Source organism: Pseudomonas sp. TMW22089 (assembly GCF_022496645.1).
GTDB classification, from domain to species: domain Bacteria; phylum Pseudomonadota; class Gammaproteobacteria; order Pseudomonadales; family Pseudomonadaceae; genus Aquipseudomonas; species Aquipseudomonas paraversuta.
Window position 1 is genome coordinate 142326 of sequence record NZ_SCFG01000010.1, and the last position, 22177, is coordinate 164502.

At 58.7% G+C, this 22177-nt stretch carries 19 protein-coding genes and 1 pseudogene; 11 read left to right on the plus strand and 9 right to left on the minus strand.

Annotated features, from left to right (window positions below; genetic code table 11):
• The first annotated feature begins 38 nt into the window (after positions 1–38).
• Positions 39–935, plus strand: a complete 897-nt coding sequence (locus EQV90_RS12415) for a sigma 54-interacting transcriptional regulator (protein WP_127196624.1) — start codon at positions 39–41, stop codon at positions 933–935.
• A 200-nt stretch (positions 936–1135) separates the two neighbouring features.
• Positions 1136–1918: a MetQ/NlpA family ABC transporter substrate-binding protein gene (locus EQV90_RS12420; RefSeq protein ID WP_003437927.1), complete on the plus strand. Its 783-nt coding sequence runs from the start codon at positions 1136–1138 to the stop codon at positions 1916–1918.
• Between the two features lie 51 nt (positions 1919–1969).
• Here EQV90_RS12420 and EQV90_RS12425 read toward each other — a convergent pair whose 3' ends face one another.
• On the minus strand, positions 1970–3136 hold the full coding sequence (locus EQV90_RS12425) for an AAA family ATPase (protein WP_240878157.1): 1167 nt from the start codon (positions 3134–3136) through the stop codon (positions 1970–1972).
• 118 nt (positions 3137–3254) lie between these two features.
• Here EQV90_RS12425 and EQV90_RS12430 point away from each other — a divergent pair, with 118 nt between their 5' ends.
• The 4 genes from EQV90_RS12430 (at position 3255) to EQV90_RS12445 (ending at position 9452) form a co-directional block, all read left to right on the plus strand.
• Positions 3255–4346: an efflux RND transporter periplasmic adaptor subunit gene (locus EQV90_RS12430; RefSeq protein WP_003437929.1), complete on the plus strand. Its 1092-nt coding sequence runs from the start codon at positions 3255–3257 to the stop codon at positions 4344–4346.
• On the plus strand, positions 4343–5425 hold the full coding sequence (locus EQV90_RS12435; protein ID WP_003437930.1) for an efflux RND transporter periplasmic adaptor subunit: 1083 nt from the start codon (positions 4343–4345) through the stop codon (positions 5423–5425). Before EQV90_RS12430 ends, EQV90_RS12435 begins: the two co-directional genes overlap by 4 nt.
• Positions 5422–8484 (plus strand): efflux RND transporter permease subunit, encoded by a 3063-nt coding sequence (locus EQV90_RS12440; RefSeq protein ID WP_003437931.1) that lies wholly within the window; start codon positions 5422–5424, stop codon positions 8482–8484. The genes EQV90_RS12435 and EQV90_RS12440 overlap by 4 nt, the downstream gene beginning before the upstream one ends.
• Positions 8485–8711: 227 nt before the next feature.
• Complete coding sequence (locus EQV90_RS12445) at positions 8712–9452, plus strand: SDR family oxidoreductase (protein WP_240878159.1); 741 nt, start codon at positions 8712–8714, stop codon at positions 9450–9452.
• A gap of 91 nt (positions 9453–9543) precedes the next feature.
• On the opposite strand, the gene betT is transcribed toward EQV90_RS12445, so the two are convergent.
• From betT to EQV90_RS12460, 3 genes are all read right to left on the minus strand, one after another.
• Entirely contained in the window at positions 9544–11541 is a 1998-nt protein-coding gene (gene betT, locus EQV90_RS12450) for a choline transporter BetT (protein ID WP_003437933.1), read from the minus strand.
• A 320-nt stretch (positions 11542–11861) separates the two neighbouring features.
• The gene (locus EQV90_RS12455) at positions 11862–12188 is read right to left on the minus strand and encodes a DOPA 4,5-dioxygenase family protein (RefSeq protein ID WP_003437934.1); all 327 of its coding nucleotides are present in this window, start codon (positions 12186–12188) and stop codon (positions 11862–11864) included.
• A gap of 28 nt (positions 12189–12216) precedes the next feature.
• Positions 12217–13128: a LysR family transcriptional regulator gene (locus EQV90_RS12460; protein WP_010656731.1), complete on the minus strand. Its 912-nt coding sequence runs from the start codon at positions 13126–13128 to the stop codon at positions 12217–12219.
• Between the two features lie 112 nt (positions 13129–13240).
• Here EQV90_RS12460 and betC point away from each other — a divergent pair, with 112 nt between their 5' ends.
• On the plus strand, positions 13241–14749 hold the full coding sequence (gene betC, locus EQV90_RS12465) for a choline-sulfatase (protein WP_240878161.1): 1509 nt from the start codon (positions 13241–13243) through the stop codon (positions 14747–14749).
• A gap of 146 nt (positions 14750–14895) precedes the next feature.
• Complete coding sequence (locus tag EQV90_RS12470) at positions 14896–16464, plus strand: SulP family inorganic anion transporter (protein ID WP_240878162.1); 1569 nt, start codon at positions 14896–14898, stop codon at positions 16462–16464.
• Positions 16465–16548: 84 nt separating this feature from the next.
• On the opposite strand, the gene aroE is transcribed toward EQV90_RS12470, so the two are convergent.
• Together aroE and hemF are read right to left on the minus strand one after the other, a co-directional pair.
• Positions 16549–17370 carry a shikimate dehydrogenase gene (aroE, locus tag EQV90_RS12475; RefSeq protein ID WP_240878163.1) on the minus strand — a complete coding sequence of 274 codons (822 nt, stop codon included), beginning with the start codon at positions 17368–17370 and terminating at the stop codon, positions 16549–16551.
• Positions 17370–18296, minus strand: coding sequence for an oxygen-dependent coproporphyrinogen oxidase (gene hemF, locus EQV90_RS12480; RefSeq protein ID WP_240878164.1), 927 nt, complete (start codon positions 18294–18296; stop codon positions 17370–17372). The genes aroE and hemF overlap by 1 nt, the downstream gene beginning before the upstream one ends.
• 161 nt (positions 18297–18457) lie before the next feature.
• Between hemF and EQV90_RS12485 the strand changes: the two genes are divergently transcribed.
• Positions 18458–19435, plus strand: coding sequence for an NADPH:quinone reductase (locus tag EQV90_RS12485; RefSeq protein WP_003437943.1), 978 nt, complete (start codon positions 18458–18460; stop codon positions 19433–19435).
• Positions 19436–19555: 120 nt separating this feature from the next.
• On the opposite strand, the gene EQV90_RS12490 is transcribed toward EQV90_RS12485, so the two are convergent.
• Positions 19556–20113, minus strand: a complete 558-nt coding sequence (locus EQV90_RS12490; RefSeq protein WP_010656728.1) for an L-threonylcarbamoyladenylate synthase — start codon at positions 20111–20113, stop codon at positions 19556–19558.
• Positions 20114–20148: 35 nt separating this feature from the next.
• A pseudogene (locus tag EQV90_RS12495) lies at positions 20149–20574 on the minus strand (DNA-processing protein DprA); the annotation flags it as partial.
• 364 nt (positions 20575–20938) lie between these two features.
• Here EQV90_RS12495 and EQV90_RS12500 point away from each other — a divergent pair.
• Positions 20939–21313 (plus strand): hypothetical protein, encoded by a 375-nt coding sequence (locus EQV90_RS12500; RefSeq protein ID WP_240878165.1) that lies wholly within the window; start codon positions 20939–20941, stop codon positions 21311–21313.
• A gap of 70 nt (positions 21314–21383) precedes the next feature.
• Positions 21384–21740, plus strand: a complete 357-nt coding sequence (locus EQV90_RS12505; RefSeq protein WP_240878166.1) for a hypothetical protein — start codon at positions 21384–21386, stop codon at positions 21738–21740.
• Positions 21741–21996: 256 nt separating this feature from the next.
• Here the strand turns inward: EQV90_RS12505 and EQV90_RS12510 are convergent.
• Positions 21997–22177 (minus strand): hypothetical protein (locus EQV90_RS12510; RefSeq protein ID WP_240878167.1); only part of this gene is annotated, 181 nt, incomplete at its 5' end.

Genomic DNA, 22177 nt, shown 5'->3' on the forward strand with positions numbered 1-22177 from the left:
GCCCGCGCCCACCCATCGGCGGCGGGCGGGAGCCAGCCATGAGCCTGCATGAAACCTTCGGTCAGCCATTGCTGACCTTTCCCGACGCTGAAAAAAGCCCGTTGAGTATTCGCGCCAAAGCGCTGGTATTCGTTGATCCGCGCTCGCGCCAGCTACGCAACGACCTTGAACAGCTGGCACCACGCGCGTTGCCGGTACTGATTCGCGGCGAGACCGGCAGCGGCAAGGAGTTACTCGCCCGCCACATCCACCGTGGCAGTGATCGCCCCGGCCTGTTCGTATCGGTGAACTGCGGTGCGATCAGCCCCACCTATGCCGACGCAGAGTTGTTCGGCTACGCCCCGGGTGCACACAACAGTTCGGCCAGCAGCCGTGCCGGATGGTTCGGCTCGGCCAATGGCGGCACGTTGTATCTGGACGAAATCGGCGATTTGCCGCTGGCAATTCAGGTCAAGCTGCTGGCCGCCCTGGAAACCCACGAAGTCACCCGCGTGGGCGCCCATCAGCCGAGCCCGGTAGACGTGCGCCTGGTCGCGGCCACCAGCATTGATCTGGCGCAGGCAGTGAGTGCCGGCAAGTTCCACGAACGGCTGTATCACTACCTCAGCGAAGGCCGCCTGGACTTGCCGGCCTTGCGCGAACGGCCCGGGGATATCTTGTCGCTGGCGGAATACTTTCTGGGCATTTATAGCCAGCGCCTGAACCTGCCAGTGCCCTTTATCAGCACCAGTGCCCAGCGCGTCCTGGAACGTCACAGCTGGCCGGGCAACACACGGGAGCTGGAGAACGTGATCCACTTTGCGCTGCTGGTCAGTACCGGCGAAGAGATCCAGCCCGAGCATCTGAACCTGCCCGACACCCTGAGCCAGATTGAGCTGTTCATCAAAGGCGCAACGGCGCAGGAGCTGGCGGCACTGAAAAACCTGTTGACCTGAGCATCACTGTGGAAGCTGGCGAGCCAGGGATGGCATCGCTGGCAAGCCGGCTCCCACGGTTGCGACGAAAATCGCAAGTGAACAAAATGGCATAAGAAGCTGAATAAATATTATTGTTCGGGAATAAAGAATCTCGGTATTGTTCGTTTCGTCTTCCAATAAAACCGTCATCCGAACGGTCACACACTTAAGGGCATTGCATGAAAAAGGTTCTGTTGTTTACCGCATTGGCGGCTGCTTTGACTGCAGGCCTGGCACAGGCTGGCGAGAAACTGGTGGTCGCTGCGACCCCGGTACCCCACGCCGAAATCCTTGAGCTGATCAAACCGACCCTCGCCAAAGAAGGCGTGGATCTGGAAGTCAAAGTGTTCACCGATTATGTGCAGCCCAACGTACAAGTGGCCGAGAAGCACCTGGATGCCAACTACTTCCAGACCCTGCCGTACCTCGAAAGCTTCAACAAAGGCAAAGGCACCAATCTGGTGACCGTGATCGGCGTTCACGTTGAACCCTTCGGTGGCTACTCGAAAAAAGTCAAAAACCTGTCTGAGTTGAAAGACGGCGCGACCATCGCCATCCCGAACGAAGGCAGCAACAGTGGCCGTGCGTTGATCCTGCTGCAAAAGGCCGGTCTGATCGAGCTCAAAGACCCGACCAATGCTGTCTCCACACCGAAAGACATCGCCAAGAACCCGCACAACTTCAAGTTCAAGGAACTTGAGTCCGCGCTGCTGCCACGGGTGCTGGATCAGGTTGACCTGGACATGATCAACACCAACTACGCGCTGGAAGCGGGCCTGAACCCGGCCACCGACGCGCTGATCATTGAAGGCGCCGATTCGCCATACGTGAACTTCCTGGTGGCCCGTCCTGACAACAAGGACAGCGACGCAATCCAGAAGCTGGCCAAGGCCCTGACCAGCCCTGAAGTCAAAGCCTTCATTGAACAGAAATACAAAGGTGCGGTAGTCCCTGCGTTCTAAACAGCGCCCGCCCTTGTGAAAACGCCGACGGCTTTTAAAGCGTCGGCGTTTTTATTTGTCCGCCCAGTACCAGGCGGGCTGATCCAGCAGGCGCTGGCCAACGATCTCGGTCTGGCCGAAGTTTTTTTCCAGCACGATGCAGTTGCACTCAAGATCTTGCTGCAGCGCCGCGATCAGACGCCGGGCGTGGGACACCACCCAGACTTGCGATTGTTGCGAAGCACGAATGATCAACCGCGCCAGGGCCGGCAGCAGATCGGGATGCAGGCTGGTCTCGGGTTCGTTCAGCACCATCATGGTGGGTGGGCGAGGGGTGAGCAGGGCTGCGATCAGCAGCAGGTAGCGCAAGGTGCCATCTGACAGTTCAGCCACCGACAATGGACGCAGCAGCCCCTCCTGATAGAACTCCAGGGCAAAGCGCCCGCCGGAAACAAACTGGATCTCCAGCCGCGCACCGGGAAAGGCATCGCTGATTGCCGTGTGTAACGCTTGGGGGTCGCCGATCTCAATAATGGTTTGCAACGCGGCTGCCAGGTCGCGCCCGTCGTGATGCAAGACCGGGGTGCGGGTGCCAAGCTGCGGCTGGCGAACGGGGGCATCGGGGTCGGTGCGAAAGTGGTCATAAAAACGCCAGCCGCGAATGGACTCACGCAACTGCAAGACTTCCGGCGAAGCATCCATACTGCCGACCTGATCAAACAGACTGTCGAAAGCCGGCGTGTGCTGCGCCAACACCTTCCAGGCGCGGCCATCACGGGACCGGACCACCGGACCTTTACGTTCAACCAGCTCGCTGGCCTTGCGATAAATCGGTCCCGACCAAATACTCTCGTGCTTGATTTGCGGATCGAGATTGAACGACGAAGTCTCATCGTTCGGTGGCAACCCCAAGGCAATTGCATAGCTGAAATCATCGGCAGCAAAGCCCAGACGCAGGCGCTTTACGCCACTGAGTACGGTTCTGCTGATATCCACCTCGCCGAGCTTCATGCGTCGTGAAATCACCTCCGGTCCGGCCCAGAATGTTGATTCCAGCCCTCCTTCACGGGCTACCGCGTTGATCACCCCGCCCTGGGCGGTTTCGGCCAATAAACGCAGGGCACGGTAAAGATTCGATTTGCCACTTCCATTGGGGCCGGTAATCAGATTAAGTCTGGCCAGGGGCACCACCAATTGGTTGATGGAGCGGTAGTTGGCCACAGCCAGGGTGGTGAGCATGGTTGACCTCGAAGTACAGCTACAGGTGCAGTGCACATAGAGTCCCACAGACGCCGAACCCTGTTCTACGCTGTGTGTCGTATCAGGATGTAAAACAGCATCACGCAAAGGAGCTTGCATGGCTGGTCCACGAAACAAGGCTGTTATGGGCTTGAGCCTTTTGGTACTTCTGACCGCTTGCGGCAAAGAGAGGCCCACTGAGCCTTTGTCCCCGCGGGTTTATGTACAACAGGTCAGCACCCGGGAATTTGCCCCGCCAATTCAACTCAGCGGCGATATTCAGGCCCGGGTCGAAACCCAGCTTTCATTCCGGGTCGGCGGCAAAATCATCGAGCGCAAGGTCGATGTCGGTGACCACATCCAGGCCAATCAGGTGCTGGCCCGTCTCGACCCCAAAGACTTGAAAATCCAGGTTGAAACGGCCCAGGCCAGCGTCAATGCGCAACAGGCCCAAGTGGTCCAGACCCGTGCCGCATTTATCCGGCAGCAGAAACTGCTGCCAAAAGGCTACACCAGCCAAAGCGAATACGATGCTGCCAATGCTGCCCGGCTCAGCGCGCAAAGTGCCCTGACTGCCGCACAGGCGCAGTTGGCCAATGCCCGCGAGCAACTGAGCTACAGCCAATTGCAGGCCGAGGCGCCGGGTGTGATTACCGCGCGCCAGGCCGAAGTGGGGCAAGTGGTGCAGGCCACCATGCCGATTTTCACCCTGGCCCGCGACGGAGCCCGCGACGCGGTGTTCAACGTGTATGAATCGCTGTTTATCGAGCCGCCGAAAAACCCTACCGTGCAAGTCACGCTGCTGAGTAATCCGGCGATCAAGGTTAACGGCCAGATCCGCGAGATCACCCCCACCGTGTCGGCACAAAGCGGCACCCTGCAAATCAAGGTGCAACTGGACGCGCTGCCCAAAGGCATGGATCTGGGTTCGATTGTCAGCGTCAATCTGACCCCGCCCCCCAGTCGCAGCATTGAGCTGCCCTGGTCCGCCCTGACCAAAGACATCAGCGAGCCTGCCGTATGGATCGCCGACGAGCAAAGCATCGTGCGCCTGCAACGGGTCAAGGTCGGACGCTACCTGACCGGCAGCGTGATAGTCAGTGAAGGTCTCAAGGACGGAGAAAAGGTCGTGGTCGCAGGCGGACAATTGCTGCACCCCGGCATGAAGGTTGAAGTCGCGCCCATCCCGAGCGGGGGAGCCCGGTTATGAGCCGATCATTGATTAACCACTTGTGGACAGTGCCGCTGGCAGCCTTGTTGCTGGCGGGTTGCTCCGAGAAAAAAGCCCCCGAGCCTGTCCGCCCTGCCTTGTATGTGGTGGCTCAGCCGATGCTTTCCGACAATCTCGGGCGCTTTGCCGGCAACATCGAAGCGCGCTACGAAAGCACTCTGGGCTTTCGCGTGCCGGGCCGTATCGTGCGCCGTCATTACGACGTGGGCGCAGTGGTCAAGCAAGGGGACATTCTGGCCAACCTCGATCCCACCGATCAGCAAAACCAGCTGCGCTCGGCCCAGGGCGACCTGGCCAAGGTGCAGGCGCAATTGATCAACGCTCAAGCAAACGCCCGGCGCCAGCAGGAGCTGTTCAACCGCGGGGTCGGCGCCCAGGCGCAACTGGACACGGCCCAGGCCGACCTCAAAACCACCGCGGCCTCCATGCAGCAGGCCGTGGCCGCGGTCAGCCAGGCACAGGACCAGCTCAGTTACTGCGACCTGCGCGCCGACCATGACGCGGTAATCACCCAATGGCACGCCGAAGCAGGGCAGGTGGTCAGCGTCGGCGAAGAAGTGGTCACCCTGGCCCGCCCTGAAATCAAGGAGGCGGTGATTGATCTGCCCGGGCCCCTGGCCGAGGCGCTACCCAAAGGTATCGAGTTTCTGGTCGCCGGCCAGCTCGACCCGAACGTCAACACCAGCGCCCATATCCGCGAAATCGCCCCGCAAGCCGACAGTGCAACCCGCACCCGGCGCACCCGGCTGACCCTGGACCAGACCCCGCCAGCCTTTCGCCTCGGCAGCTCGGTCAGCGTGACCGTCAGCAGCCCGATTGCCGAGCACTTTGAATTACCGCTCACCGCCCTGCAGGAAACCGACGGTCACAGCCGCATCTGGGTCATCGACCCGCAGACCAAAACCGTCAGCCCGCGTGACGTCAACGTGCTGCGCCGTGACGCGCAAACCGTGCTGCTCCAGGGTGGCCTGAAAAACGGCGATTACGTGGTCAGCGCCGGCGTCAACAGCCTCACCCCCGGACAGAAAGTCAGATTCGATAAGGAAAGCTCGCAATGAATGGGAAATTCAACCTGTCCGAGTGGGCTCTGAAACATCAGTCGTTTGTCTGGTACTTGATGTTTATGGCGGTGGTCGCCGGGATCTTTTCTTACATGAACCTGGGCCGCGCGGAAGATCCGTCCTTCGCGATCAAAACCATGGTCATCCAGACCAGATGGCCAGGTGCCACGGTCGATGAAACCCGGCTGCAAATCACTGACCGCATCGAGAAAAAGCTCGAGGAGCTGGACTCTCTCGACTACGTGCAAAGCTATACCAGGCCCGGCGAATCCACGGTCTTCGTGTTCCTCAAGGACACGACCAAGGCCGATGCCATTCCCCATATCTGGTATGAGGTGCGCAAAAAGATCAACGACATTCGCGGCGATTTCCCCCAGGGCATTCAAGGCCCGGGGTTCGACGATGAGTTCGGTGATGTGTATGGCACCATTTTCGCCTTTACCGGCGACGGCTTCACCATGCGCCAGCTGCGCGACTACGTCGAACAGGTGCGCACCGGGATTCGCGATGTGCCCAATCGCGGCAAAGTGATGACCATCGGTGAGCAGGATGAAACCTTCTACCTGAACTTTTCGACCCGCAAACTGGCGGCCCTGGGCCTCGATCAACAACACGTGCTGGAAAGCCTGCAGGCGCAAAACGCCGTGACCCCGGCCGGGGTCGTTGAAGCCGGGCCCGAGCGCATGTCGGTCCGCACTTCGGGACAGTTCCACAGTGTCGAAGACCTGGAAGCGGTGAACCTGCGGGTCAACGACCGCTTCTACCGGCTGGCCGATATCGCCGAAATCAGCCGCGGTTACGTCGACCCGTCCGCGCCCATGTTCCATTACAACGGCAAGCCTGCCATCGGTCTGGCGATTGCCATGATCGACGGCGGCAACATTCAAGAGTTCGGCAAACAGCTGCAGCAACGCATCGACGACCTCACCGCCGAACTGCCGGTGGGGGTGGGCGTGCACATGGTCTCCGATCAGGCGCAGGTGGTAGAGGTGGCCGTAGGCGGCTTCACCAGTGCGCTGTTTGAGGCGGTGGTCATCGTGCTGGCGGTGAGTTTCCTCAGCCTGGGGCTGCGTGCGGGCCTGGTGGTGGCGATCTCGATCCCGCTGGTGCTGGCGCTGGTCTTTGTGTTCATGGAGTTCACCGGCATTGCCATGCAGCGGGTATCCCTGGGTGCGCTGATTATCGCCCTGGGCCTGCTGGTGGACGACGCGATGATCACGGTGGAAATGATGATCACCCGGCTCGAGCTGGGGGAGACCAAGGAACAGGCGGCGACCTTTGCCTACCACTCCACGGCCTTCCCCATGCTCACCGGCACCCTGGTGACGGTGGCAGGCTTCGTGCCCATCGGCCTCAACAACAGCTCGGCAGGGGAATACACCTTCACCCTGTTTGCGGTGATTGCCGTGGCGATGCTGGTGTCGTGGGTGGTGGCGGTACTGTTTGCGCCGGTACTGGGGGTGCATATCCTCAGTTCCAAGGTCAAACCCAAGCCCGAGAAACCCGGACGCCTGGCCCGGTCCTTCGATAATGGCCTGCTCTGGTGCATGCGCCACCGCTGGATGACCATCGGCGTCACGGTACTGATGTTCGTACTGGCCATTTTCGGCATGGGGCTGGTGCAGAACCAGTTCTTCCCGGCCTCCGACCGCCCGGAAATCCTGGTGGACCTGAACCTGCCGCAAAACGCTTCGATTCAGGAAACCCTCAAGGTCACCCAGCGCTTTGAAGAGTCGCTCAAGGGCGACCCGGATATCCTGCGCTGGAGTTCGTACATCGGCGAGGGCGCGATTCGTTTCTACCTGCCACTGGACCAGCAACTGCAAAACCCGTTCTACGCCCAGCTGGTGATTGTCAGCACCGGGCTGGATAGCCGGGATGCCCTGATGGAACGTCTCAATAAACGCCTGCGTGAAGATTACGTTGGGGTCGGCAGCTTTGTGCACACCCTGGAACTGGGGCCGCCGGTGGGTCAGCCGCTGCAATATCGGGTCAGTGGCAAAAACATCGATCTGGTACGCAAGTATTCCCTCGACCTGGCCTCCGTGCTGGACGCCAACCCCAACGTCGGTGAAACCATCTTCAACTGGAACGAACCGGGCAAGGTACTGCGCATCGACATTGCCCAGGACAAGGCCCGCCAGTTCGGGCTGTCATCCGAAGACGTCGCCCATGTGATGAACAGCATCGTCAGCGGCGCGGCGGTCAGCCAGGTCAAGGACGACATCTACCTGATCAACATCATAGGCCGTGCCGTCGGCAGCGAGCGGGGCAGCCCGGAAACCCTGCTGAACCTGCAAATCACCACCCCCAGCGGCACCTCGATTCCGTTGCTGGCCTTTGCCACCGTGCGCTACGAACTGGAGCAACCGCTGATCTGGAGCCGCGACCGGATTCCCACCCTGACCCTCAAGGCCTCGGTGCGCGGCTCGATGCAACCGACCGATCTGGTGGCCAAGCTCAAGCCAGAAGTCGACAAGTTCGCCGCCAGCCTGCCCCAGGGCTACACCCTGCAAACCGGCGGCACGGTTGAACAAAGCGCCAAGGCCCAGGGCCCGATCGCCAAGGTGGTGCCCCTGATGCTGTTTCTGATGGCGACCTTCCTGATGATCCAGCTGCAAAGCGTGCAGAAGATGTTCCTGGTGGTGAGTGTGGCGCCACTGGGGCTGATCGGTGTGGTGCTGGCGCTGGTGCCGACCGGCACGCCGATGGGCTTTGTGGCGATCCTGGGGATTCTGGCCCTGGTGGGGATCATCGTGCGCAACTCGGTGATTCTGGTGACCCAGATCGACCAGTACGAACGCGATGGCTACGACCCCTGGCACGCGGTCATGCAAGCCACCCAGCACCGCCGCCGGCCGATCCTGCTGACCGCTGCTGCGGCCAGCCTGGGCATGATCCCGATTGCCCGTGACGTGTTCTGGGGGCCAATGGCCTACGCCATGATCGGCGGCATCATTTCCGCCACCTTGCTCACCCTGTTGTTCCTGCCCGCGTTGTACGTGGCCTGGTACAAGATCAAGGAAAGCAAGGACGCGCCACCCGCCCATGCCTGATGCCCTCTGAGGGCGATATCCCTTGTGGGAGCGGGCTTGCCCGCGATGCAAACGACCCGGTGTGACAGTTTCAACCGAGTTGCTGCAATCGCGGGCAAGCCCGCGCCCACAAGAGGGCGGGAGGATTGTTGGGCGTTTGCGAATACCGCTATCGAATTCACCATCTTTATCTGCCTGGATACAGATGTGAATCTAGCCCCACGCCAAATCCACTATGGAGTGTTGCCATGAGTACTTCTCTGCCTAAAGTCGCGCTGATCACGGGTGCATCCCGGGGCATCGGTGCCGTGATTGCCAGACAACTGGCCGGCGAAGGGTTTGCCGTCGTTATCAACTATGCCAACAGTGCCGACGAAGCTTCAGCCCTGGTTGCTGAACTGCACAGTGCGGGGCATCAAGCCATTGCCTTACAGGCCGATGTGGCCAGTGCCGCGGACGTCGCGCGGCTGTTCGATGAGGCTGAAGAGCAACTGGGCAAAATCGATGTGCTGATCAATAACGCAGGCGTGCTCAAAGTGTTGCCGCTGGCGCAACACAGCGATGAACTGTACGAACAGACCTTCAACATCAACACCCGGGGTACTTTCAACACCCTGCGCGAAGCGGCCACCCGGCTCAACAGCGGCGGGCGCATCATCAATTTCTCCAGCAGTACGGTGGGCATGAATTTGCCGGGCTATGCGGTCTATATCGCCAGCAAGGCAGCGGTCGAGTCGCTGACCCAGGTGTTTGCCAAAGAGTTGCGTGGCCGGCAAATCACAGTAAACGCCGTGGCACCGGGGCCAGTGGCGACGCAACTTTTCATGCAGGGCAAGACTGAAGAGCAGATCCAGAGCTTCGCCAAAATGCCACCCCTGGAACGCTTGGGGCAGCCCGAAGACATCGCCAGAATCATCTCGTTTCTGGTGAGTCCGGCGGCGGAGTGGGTAAACGGGCAAGTGCTGCGGGCCAATGGCGGACTGGTTTAAAGGCCAGTGGCGGGCAAGCTCGCTGCTACAGGATTTTCACCGTTCCTGCAGGAGCGAGCTTGCTCGCGTTGACCTCGATCCGTTACCCGAATCAGCGAACCAGGTGTAAGAACTGCATATGGCGTTCGTACTGGTCGAGGATGTCGTTGATGATTTGCTCTTTGGTGTAGCCAGTCAGGTCATAGTCCTGACTGCCTTCACTCAAGTGCACTTCAGCACGGTAGTAGCGGCGGTTGCGCAATTGCTCTTTTTTGCCAAAACCGCCCCGGGCGAATGACGGCGTGAAGTAGCCGCGCATCTGCACCTGGTAGATGAACGGGTGTTCCTCACCATGGCCGATTTCCAGACTCACGTTGTCGTTGGCCGGATCCGGCTGGGTGACGACGTTAAGTCCTTTTTCCCGGAACACCGCACTCACTTCTTCAATCGCCGGGCGCACGGTGGTGTCCATAAAGCGGTACACCTCGTCACGGGACGGGAAGTGCACAGCCTGGCTCAAGCGTTGACGCCAGCCGCCACGACGGGCGTGAGACACCGGCGCCAGTGAGTGCATCTGCGCAATCTTCTTCTGCGACTCGAGGTAGAACGCCTTGTGCAGGCCCCACATCATCAGCAGCAAAATCAGCGAGAACGGCAACGAGGTGAGCACGACCGCTGACTTCAGCGCATCGATGCTCCCCGAGAACAGCAGCGCGCTGGTCACCAGGGCCGTCATCGCGCCCCAGAACACCCGTAGCCATTTCGGACCGTCTTCGTCGGCGTTGTTGCCACGCGCAGAGAGGGTAGAGAGCACCACAGTGCCGGAGTCAGCCGAGGTCACGAAGAACACGAAGCTGATGAACACCGTCACCGCAATCACGGTCCGGCTCCACGGGTAGGTTTCAAGCAGCAGGTATAGCGTGCGCGAGGGATCGTCGATGGCCGACTGGCCCAGGGCAACCATGCCGTGGTTGAGTACTTGATCAATGGCACTGTTACCGAAGATCGACATCCACGCCAAAGTGAAGCCCAGCGGGATCAACAGCACCCCGAACACGAACTCGCGGATGGTGCGACCACGGGAAATGCGCGCAATGAACAGGCCTACAAACGGCGACCATGCGATCCACCAGGCCCAATAGAACACAGTCCAGCCACCCAGCCAGTCGCTGGGTTTGTCGTAGGCATACACATCGAAACTCTTGGTCGGCAACGCGCCCAGATAGTCACCGATGTTCTGCACCAGAGTATTGAGCAAATGCTGGGTAGGGCCGGCGAACAACACAAACAGCAGCAGCGCACAGGCCAGCAGCATGTTGATGTCGGACATAACCCGTACACCCTTGTCCACACCGGCAATGGCCACCAGAATTGCAGCGCCCATCATCAGGGTGATCAAACCCACCTGCACCCACTGGGTGTGCGGCAAGCCAAACAGGTAGTCGAGTCCGGAATTGAGGTGCAACACCCCAAACCCCATGTCGGCCCCCAGACCAAACACCGTGGCGATGATGCCGAAGCCATCCACGGCGTAGCCGATGGGCCCGTTGATGCGTTTACCGATCAGCGGATACAACGCCGAACGTAGCGCCAGCGGCAGGTTGTGGCGATACGCGAAGTACGCCAGCGCCATGCCGACAAAGGCAAACACACCCCAGCCATGCAAGCCCCAGTGCAAAAACAGCAATTGCATGCCCTGGCGCGCAGCCTCTGACGTACCGGCCGGGCCTTGCGGCGGGGCGAGCATATGGGTCAGGGGTTCGGACACACAGAAGAAAAATAGCGTGATGCTGATCCCGGCGGCAAAGAGCATGCCCGCCCAGGACAGGTAACTGAACTCGGGCTCATCATGATCGGCCCCCAGCTTGATCTTGCCGTAGCCAGACAAGGCGGTGGTGATCACAAAGATCAGGTACAGGGTCATTGCCAGCATGTAGTACCAGCCGACCGTATTGGCCGCCCAGTTTTGCGCCGCCAGCAGCCATTCACCGGCGGCTTGTGGTGTGGCAATAACCACTAACCCAAAGATCAGGATAAACGCGGCAGCAAAGTAAAACACCGGCGGGTTCATGCGAATTTGAGACGTCTCTGACGTCACTGGAGCACTCATTGGATGTGCACCTTGTAGAGGTAAAACGAGAGCAAAAAGAGCGCGTTCGGCAAAGGTAAGCCTCCTGTTGTGAGCGGGCAGCGGACCACCGTTTAACTTGAATAACCGTTCAAGTTAAACATGGATGGCCTTTTAGAACTAATCACTGCCCTCAGCTTCACGTGTCATACGTTAGCTCATGGAAAGCTATGACACATGGCCATGACCAACGTTCAGCCGTTATAGCGTGGGGCTATCAGGCTTTTGCCGGCCATCAGGATTTGCAGGAATTTACCGGGGTGAAAAAAAGCTGAATTTTTTTTTAACCAGCCATGTTTTGATCAAAAAACAGCCAGATTCAAGGGTCGTACCGCCCCCATCCAGATCCCGTGATCGGTGTGGTCCAGCAGGTCATGGCCGGTATCGGGATGCAAAAACACCACCAGGCCGTGGCGGTTCAATGCCAACCAGGGCAGCACTACGCCGATCAACTCGGGGCCGAAGGCCAACTGGCAACTCCAGTCCGGGTGCGGACCGACCGGGCGCTCGTGAACCCGGCCCATGGTGAGGCCGAACAGCTGCGCAGCCTCTTCACACAAGGCCCGCGCCTGCCCGATGGTCGTGGCGTCGAAATATACGTGGGCGTGGTAACCCTTGATGCGTTGCATGAAGATTCTCCTGCAGGAAATGGGTGGGCTATCGCTCGGCATTCTGCTCCGCCAGCATCCAGTCGACAAAAACCTGGGCCAGCCGGTTACGTCGTTTGCGCTGCGGCATTACCGCGTAATAACCGCTGGCCGATTGCGCCGATTCAGCGAAAGGCCGGCACAGAACCCCTTGCTCCAGCAAGTTATCCACAAGGTGCTTCCAGCCGATGGCCATGCCTTGACCGGCAATCGCGGCCTGGATCAGCAAGGTGTAGTTGTCGAAACGCAGCTGGCCGGGGGCAGGTGGCGGGCCAAGCTTGAGGGCGTCAAACAGCCTGTACCAGTCAAACCACTGGCGGGCATGTTCGCCGCGCAATTGCAGCAACGGGAAGTCCCCCAGGGCCCGGGCCGATAACGGCAGTGTCTGCCCGGCCAGCAAGTGCGGACTGCATACCGGGAACACTTCTTCATTGAATAGCCATCGGGATTCACCCTGGCTGAAGCGCCCCTGACCAAACAGCACCCCCACATCGATATCACCCTGCAGCGCATCATGGCTGCGCTCGCGTGTTACCAGACTGACGTCAATTTGCGGCCAGGCCGCATGAAAACGTGGCAGTCGGGGCATCAACCAATAGGCAGCAAAGGCAAAATCGGTAGCCACTTGCAGCACTTCACGGTCCGGTTGTTCGCTTAACGCCTGCAAACCCGCGTCTATTTGCTGCAAACCTGCCTGCACCTGCAAAAACAGGCCAAGCCCGGCCTCGGTCAGGGCGATGCCGCGGTAGATGCGGTCAAACAAGCGAATTCCCAGGCGCGACTCCAGGCGTTTGAGCTGCTGGCTGACGGCCGGCTGGGTAGTGCCCAGCTCCAGGGCTGCCGCGGTAAAGCTGCGGTGGCGGGCGGCCGCTTCAAAGGTGCGCAACAGGTCCAGAGAGAGATCGCCCAAGGCTTTATACATTAGCTGTGCTTATCCTAGTCATTGCGGTTCATGGGTTTTACCACGAGTTATCCGGCCATCATGCTGACAGTCAGCACTTTCGCATAAATATTCACCATGAAAGGCCGCCCCCATGTCAGGTAAAAATATTCTCTTCATCATGGCCGATCAAATGGCCGCCCCGTTGTTGCCGATCTACGGCCCGTCCCCGATAAAACTGCCGAACCTGAGCCGCCTGGCTGAGCAGGGCGTGGTGTTTGACGCCGCCTATTGCAACAGCCCGCTGTGTGCGCCCTCGCGTTTTACCCTGGTCAGCGGCCAGCTACCGAGCAAAATCGGCGCCTACGACAATGCTGCGGACTTGCCCGCAGATGTGCCGACTTACGCGCACTATCTGCGCCGTATGGGGTATCGCACCGCGCTGGCGGGCAAGATGCACTTTTGCGGGCCCGACCAGCTGCATGGTTTTGAAGAGCGCCTGACCAGTGATATTTACCCCGCCGACTATGGCTGGTCGGTCAACTGGGATGAGCCCGATGCTCGCCCCAGCTGGTATCACAACATGGCCTCGGTGCTGCAAGCCGGGCCGTGCGTGCGCACCAATCAACTGGATTTCGACGAAGAAGTGCTGTTCAAGGCCCAGCAATACTTGTTCGACCATATTCGCCAGGACGGCGACCGGCCGTTTTGTCTGACGGTCTCCATGACTCACCCGCACGACCCGTACACCATCCCCAAGCCGTATTGGGACATGTACTGCAACGAAGACATCCCGTTACCCGAAACCCCGCCCCAGGCCAGCCTCGACCCGCATTCGCAACGTCTGCTCAAGGCCTACGACCTGTGGGACAAACCGCTGCCTGTGGATAAAATTCGCGACGCCCGCCGTGCGTACTTCGGCGCCTGCAGCTACATCGACGACAATATCGGCAAGCTGCTGCAAACCCTTGAAGACACGGGGCTGGCCGATAACACTGTTATCGTGTTTTCCGGCGATCACGGCGACATGCTGGGCGAACGCGGGCTCTGGTACAAAATGCACTGGTTCGACATGGCCGCCCGGGTGCCGTTGCTGGTGTACGCACCAGGGCAGTTCGAACCGGCCCGGGTTGGCGCCGCGGTATCCACTGCCGATCTGTTACCGACCTTTGTCGAGCTGGCGGGCGGTACGTTAGAGGCCGGGCTGGACCTGGACGGACGCTCGCTGGTCTCGCACCTGCGAGGCGAAGGCGGGCATGACGAAGTATTTGGCGAGTACATGGCCGAAGGCACGATCAGCCCGCTGATGATGATCCGCCGTGGTGCCTACAAGTTCATCTATAGCGAAGACGATCCGTGCCTGCTGTTTGATTTGCACAACGACCCGGGTGAACGCGAAGAGCTGAGCCAGTGCCCCGGGCACCAGTCACTGTTCAACGACTTTTTGGCCGAGGCCCGGGCCAAATGGGATATTCCGGCGATTCACCAGCAAGTGCTCGCCAGCCAGCGCCGCCGTCGCCTGGTTAGCCAGTCGCTGGCCACAGGCAAGCTGACCAGCTGGGATCACCAGCCCTGGGTCGACGCCAGCCAGCAGTACATGCGCAACCATATCGACCTCGACGACCTTGAGCGCAAGGCGCGTTATCCACAGGTCGGCGGCTAAAACGACGGGCAATCCGCAGAAGCGAGCTTGCCTCGCGATAGCCTGAGGGACGCCTCGTTTATTCAGCAAACAATGCGTTATCGTTAACAACCATCGCGAGGCAAGCTCGCTCCTGCAGAGAATCTGTTTAACCCGACGAGAGCCCCATGGCCTGGCCCAAATACACCCACCTGCTGCCATTTTTAAGCTGGCTGCCCAAACAGACCCGCGTCAGCGTCAGCCGCGATGCACTGGTGGGCCTCAGCGGGGCGATTCTGGCGTTGCCGCAGTCCATCGCCTACGCGCTGATTGCAGGCTTGCCCCCCGAGTACGGGCTGTATGCGGCGATTGTGCCGGTGATCATCGCCTGCCTGTGGGGCTCATCGTGGCATTTGATCTGCGGCCCGACGGCGGCGATTTCCATCGTGCTGTATGCCAGCGTCAGCCCCCTGGCAGTGCCCGGCACGCAGGACTACATCAGCCTGATTCTATTGCTGACGTTTCTGGCCGGGATTTTTCAGTGGCTGCTGGGCATGTTGAAATTCGGCGCGCTGGCCAATTTCGTATCGCACTCGGTGGTGGTGGGCTTCACCCTGGGCGCCGCCATTGTGATTGCTCTGGGCCAATTGCCGAACGTGCTGGGCCTGCATTTATCGAGCAAGGCCACGGCCCTGGATAGCCTGTTGACCCTGATCGCCCATATTCGCCAATTTGATCCCGCCTCGCTGGGGCTGGGTCTGGGCACCCTGGTGCTGGGCATCGTGCTCAAACTGTGGGTGCCGCGCTGGCCCACCTTGCTGCTGACCCTGGGGCTTGCCAGCCTGGCGGTATGGCTGCTGCCCGGGGTATTTGGCCATGTCGAACTGGTGCAGTCGTTTGTCGGCCGCTTGCCGCCCTTCAGCCCCTTGCCCCTGGATCTCGAGACGGTCCTGCGTCTGCTGCCCAGCGCCGTGGCGGTGGGCATGCTGGGGCTGGTCACCAGCTTGTCGATCGCCCGCTCGCTGGCGACACGTTCCCAGCAAATGATCGACGCCAATCAGGAAAGCCGGGCACAGGGTTTGTCCAATGTGGTGGGTTCGCTGTTCTCGGGGTATCTGTCGTCGGGCTCGTTCACACGCTCGGGGCTGAGCTATGAAGGGGGCGCCAGCTCACCACTGGCCGGGGTGTTTTCCGCGCTGTGGGTCACGTTGTTTGCGGTGGCGGGTTCGAAACTGATCGCACACATTCCGATCCCGGCGATGGCGGGCAGCATTTTGCTGATCTGCTGGGGCCTGGTGGACACACGGGGCATTCGCGCGCTGTGGCGGGTCAGTCGTGCCGAGTTCGTGGTGATGGCGCTGACATGCGTCGCCACCCTATTGCTGGAGCTGCAAACAGCGATTTATGCCGGAGTGCTGGCCTCGCTGTTTTTCTATCTCAAACGCACTTCACGTCCACGCATTCAACAGTGGCGCGATGGCGACGAGGAGATTCTACGGGTAGGCGGCTCGATTTTTTTCGGCGCCAGCCATTACCTGCAAGTACGCCTGCAACGCACCCAGGGGTTGCGGGTGGTGATCGATGCGCAGCACATCAACTTTATTGATTACTCGGGGGTAGAAATGCTCCACCAGGAAGCACGACGCTTGCGCGGACTGGGCCGTAGTCTGACCTTGCGCCGGGCACGGCCGCAGGTGGTGGAGGAATTGAAAAAACTCGAGGGACCGGACAACTGCCCGATTTCTTTTGAGGGTTAAACCTGTACCCCTGTAGGAGCGAGCTTTTGAACCAGCAGCCAAGAGCTCGCGAGCAAGCTCGGTCCTACAGGATTGGGGTGGCGGTTACAGCGCCAGTAACCGGCGCAGTTCAGCCAGTGCCGGCGCCGTATCCGGGCGCACTCCGCGCCACAGGAAGAACGCTTCGCCCGCCTGCTCGGCCAGCATCCCCAGACCGTCCATGACCTGACCCGCGCCGTGCTCGACCGCCCACGCGCAAAACGGCGTCTGCTGCTTGCCGTACATCATGTCGTAGCACAGGGTTTTACCCGGCTCGATCAGGCTGCTGGCAATCGGCGGCAATTCTCCGGCCAGGCTGGCCGAGGTGGCATTGATGATCAGGTCGACCGGTTCGCGCAGCCAGTCATAGCCGCTGGCGGCCACTGGTCCCAGATCGCTGAACAGTTCGGCCAGTACTTCGGCTTTTTCTACCGTGCGATTGGCTATGGTGACCGACGCCGGCTTCTCGGCCAGTAACGGTTCGAGGGCACCCCTTACTGCACCCCCGGCGCCCAGCAGCAGAATGCGTTTGCCCTTGAGACTGAAGCCCGCATTCACCGTCAAATCACGCACCAGCCCCGCGCCGTCGGTGTTGTCACCCAGCAATGTGCCGTCAGCCAGTTTGCTCAGGGTGTTGACTGCGCCAGCCCTTTGCGCCCGCGGCGTAAGGCTGCTGGCCAGACGGTAGGCGTCTTCCTTGAAGGGCACCGTGACGTTGGCGCCGCGACCCTGGCGAAAAAACGCCGAAGCACAGCCAGCAAAATCATCCAGCGGCGCCAACAAGGTCTCGTACTGCATGGACTGGGCAGTCTGCTCGGCAAACAGTCGGTGCAGTACCGGGGATTTGCTGTGGGCAATCGGGTTGCCAAAAACCACGTAACTGTCCATCAGACAGGTTCCCCGGACAATGCCAGCCAGTCACGATCTTGCAGAAAATAGTCGGTAAGACGTGCTTCTTCGCTGCCAGGTTCGGCTTTCCAGTCGTAACTCCAGCGAACTTGCGGCGGCAGCGACATCAGGATCGACTCGGTACGGCCGCCTGATTGCAGGCCGAACAGGGTGCCACGGTCATAGACCAGGTTGAACTCGACGTAGCGGCCACGGCGAAACTCCTGGAACTCACGCTGCTTGACCGTGTATTCGTCGTTTTTGCGGCGTTGAACAATCGGCAGATAGGCGTCGATATAGGCGTCGCCAATGGTGCGAATAAAGGCAAAGCAGGTGTCGAAGTCCCACTGGTTCAGGTCATCAAAGAACAGGCCGCCGATACCGCGGGGCTCGTTGCGGTGCTTGATGTGAAAGTAGCTGTCGCACCAGGCCTTGTAGCGCGGGTACACGTCTGCGCCAAAGGGTGCGCAGGCCTGTTCGGCCACCCGGTGCCAGTGCACGCAGTCTTCTTCAACGGCGTAGTAGGGGGTGAGGTCAAAGCCGCCACCAAACCACCACACCGGCTCTTCGCCTTCTTTTTCGGCAATGAAAAAGCGTACGTTGGCGTGGGACGTCGGCACATGGGGGTTGTGCGGATGGATCACCAGTGACACACCCAGGGCTTCAAAACCACGTCCGGCCAGTTCCGGGCGATGGGCGCTGGCTGAAGGCGGCAAGCCGCTACCAAATACGTGGGAAAAGTTAACCCCGCCTTTTTCAATCAGGTTGCCGTTTTCCATCACACGGGTGCGACCCCCACCGCCTGCCGGGCGCTCCCAGGCGTCTTCGACGAACGGGGTGCCACCGTCTTCAGTCTGCAGAGCAGCGCAAATGCGGTCTTGAAGGTCGAGCAGGTAGGCTTTTACAGCCTCGGTGCGGGTAGTCATGACATCACCTTAAATCGGGCCAAGCGACGCGGCACATCATTCAGAGCGGGGCCGGCGGCAAAGGCCGCTAGCATAACACCGCACCCAGCTTCACCGCAGTTGACGAAGATCACGCTTAAGCGTTGGATAGTGGCCTCGTCAATTCAGCAAGGACAGTGCAGATGGCTAAGCGTATCCAGTTTCGGAACCACGGCGGACCGGAAGTACTTGAGTATGTCGACTACCAGCCCGCAGAGCCGGGCCCGCTGCAAGTGCGCGTACGCAACCAGGCCATCGGCCTCAACTTCATCGATACCTATTACAGAAACGGCTTGTACCCGCTACCCGAGCTGCCGTCCGGGCTGGGCAATGAAGGTGCAGGCATTGTCGATGCGGTAGGCAGTGAAGTGCACAACGTTAAAGTCGGCGATCGTGTGGCTTACGGCACCGGACCGCTGGGCGCGTACAGCGACTTGCATGTATTGCCTGCCGCCAATGTGGTGAAGCTGCCTGAGGACATTTCGTTTGAGCAAGCCGCTGGCGTAATGCTCAAAGGGCTGACCACCCAATACTTGCTGCGCCAGACCTACGAACTCAAAGGCGGTGAAACCATTCTGTTCCACGCCGCCGCGGGTGGCGTCGGGTCGATTGCCTGCCAATGGGCAAAAGCCCTGGGCGTGAAGTTGATCGGCACTGTCAGCTCGGCAGAAAAGGCCGCCCACGCCAAAGCACTGGGCGCATGGGAAACCATCGACTACAGCCATGAAGATGTAGCCCGCCGGGTGCTGGAACTGACCGACGGCAAAAAATGCCCGGTGGTGTACGACGGCGTTGGCAAAGACACCTGGCTTACCTCACTCGACTGCCTGGCACCACGGGGGCTGATGGTCAGTTTTGGCAATGCGTCGGGCGCGGTGACCGGGGTGAACCTGGGGATCTTGTCGCAGAAGGGCTCGCTGTACGTGACCCGCCCGACCCTGGCGAGCTACGCCAGCAGCCCTGAAAAGCTGCAAGCGATGGCCGATGAGCTGTTCGGGATGATCCGCAGTGGCAAAATCCAGATCGACATCAGCCAGCGTTTTGCGCTGAGTGACGCGGCCAAGGCGCAGACCGAATTGTCGGCACGTCGCACCACCGGGTCGACCATTCTGGTGCCTTGATCCCCCCACCCCCCTGTAGGAGCGTGCTCCCATCTGTAGGAGCGAGCTTGCCTCGCGAGCTTTTGGCGATTTCGAGGAAAAGCTCGCTCCTACAGAGTCTGGGGCGCTGCTACAGGTTTGTTAAGACGGGCGTACGACCTTGCCGGTAGCCAAATCACGGATCAGGCTCGGATTTTTCCGTCCGCCCAGATTACCGCCCAATACATGGTCGACCTGCCCACGAAAGTACTGCTCAACCTTCAACCGCGTGCGCGCAGCAGGCAATCCCGCAGGGTTGGCTGAAGTCGAAACGATCGGCCCCACCAGCGAACACAATTCGCGCACCTGGGGGTGATCGCTCACTCGCAAGGCCACGGTGTCGTGCACACCGGTGATCCATTGCGGCAACAAGCCCTGATGCGGCACCAGCCAGGTATTGGGCCCCGGCCAGGTACTGGCCATGCGGTCGAGCCATTTCTGCGGGAAATCCTCAAACAGAAAGTCGAACTGATGAATGTTGTCGGCCACCAGAATCAGGCCCTTATCCACAGGTCGCGACTTGATAGCCAGCAAACGCTCAACTGCTTCTTCGTCCCACGGGTCGCATCCCAAACCCCAAACAGCTTCGGTTGGATAGGCGATCACCGCGCCTGCGCGAATGGCTCTTGCCGCTTGTTGGACGCGCCAGGTGCTGATCATTGAATGTCTCCGGATATGTGCTGTGCGCAGTGTACTTAGCTGGGGCGAGCAAACCAACGCCCCCCCTCCAGCACCACATGCCCCTCCAGCTCCAGTTCGGTCAACGCGGCGAGCAATCGGGGCAAGTCCCAACCGCTGGCGCTGACCAGGGCTTCGCTGGTGTGAGGCGCTGCCTGCAACAATTGCACTAACGGATGACAGACTGACGCGAGCTGATCCGTAGTGGTAATCGGCATCGAGCGCCAGCCACGCAGCTGTTCCAGAATGTGCTCGACGGTTTCCACCAGGGTGGCGCCATCGCGAATCAGTTGATGACAGCCCCGTGCGCCCGGATGGTGGATAGAACCCGGCATCGCGTAAACCTCACGCCCCTGTTCGGCGGCCAGCCGGGCAGTGATCAGCGAACCGCTGGCGACACTGGCCTCGACCACCAGTACCCCCAGCGACAAGCCGCTGATGATTGGGCAAACCTATTTCCCGAGGTAAATTTCTATCTGTTTTAAGATGCGGATTGCCTGCTTCCGCGCCTTTGAGGGCCCACAGGCTGAAAGGGAAATGTGATGCGGGTGCTAGGCAATCTAGCCCGTCCGGGAGATAATCAAAATTAGTGTGCCATCAGCACAGGGAATTGTATGTATACGCTGTACTCTCTTGCAGCCTTCTTTTGCCTATTTTTGCTGAGCCTCACCCTTGCAGGCATTAGCCATCATGTGAAGGCAATAAGCCCAATATGGTACGTGGCTTACTTGCTTAACAAATTATCCGCAGTCGCAATTCCTATATGTATCGTGATTGACCTTATTTCTTAATATTTTGAGGATGGACATGCTATATAGTGCGAACGACTTGATACGAATCCAAAGAGCAACTGGAATTAGATTAGGCCAAGACCAAATAGATACAATACTTTCATTACAAAGCCCAGAGCAAAGTGCGCAATTTCTTGAAGACATTCAAAAAGTTGTGTTTATACACGAAGACTCACTTACTTCTGGCGGGAATATAAAAGACCATTACTCCGAAGAGTGGGGGGGCGCCAGTGAGAGGATAGGCATGTGGTCTTCATATCTATCGCTACTGGAACCTAAGAGACGCGGCTGGTTTGGAAAAAAAGAAATTCCTTTCCCGGCAAAGATGATGCTGTTGCAAGTATTATCGCCAAACGCGCCCATCAGGAAAACAGGTATTCTCGACATTTGAGAGTATTTCCTCGAAAGGGGCAGAATGGCATTTCAGTAGTCTTAAAAATCAAAAAATAAGCGGGCAGCAGATGACATTGTTAAAGATAGAAAATAAAAAAATTACTGGATATAGCCTATATTTGAAAGAAGCATCAAGACCGCCTAGCCGTGGAGGCAATACTTCTGCACTACATTCGCACGTACTGGATATTGATGGCGAAATATATAGTTTTTTAGCCCGAGGCTCTCAACAATGGGTTTATAAATCTGATACGGTTTCTTTTGAGTACGAGTTGAACGGTACATATAAAAACGTAAAGCAAGAGACAATCGTTACTTTGGATAGTAAGAAAAATACAGTTGTTCGTGGAAACAGGGGGTATAAAAAGCAGTTACGAACTGCAAAAACTCGTCTCCCGGCATCTAAGCGAGAGCAGAGGAGTTAGTGTGAATATTTTTTACACTTTAATCCAATCGACGCAAAAAACCGTTTTCGCTATTACCTATGACAAGACACACAGGGATAATAAATATATACGGTAGGCTTTTGATGTTGCCATTGAACCTAATCGAAAAGAGAGATAAAAATGTTTTTGTTTGTGCTGTTGATTTACGCTGTTGATGTTGATTTTAAAAACACAACACTGCAAAAATCAAAAGCATAGTATACAGGACAAAAAGTCCGCCGCTAAAAACAGGTCATTAAATAAGCCCGTTTTTCTTCATCTCATAATATTTTGTCCTGCCAATACCTAAGGAAGGTCTGAAGTAAGCAGCCGTTTTTAACGGTCTAGCTGTCTGAGGTTCAAAAAACACCGACTTAATCGAAAAACAGACCTTTCCTCCTGTCAGTTCACTATTTTTTGCGGAAGAGCACCTTTTC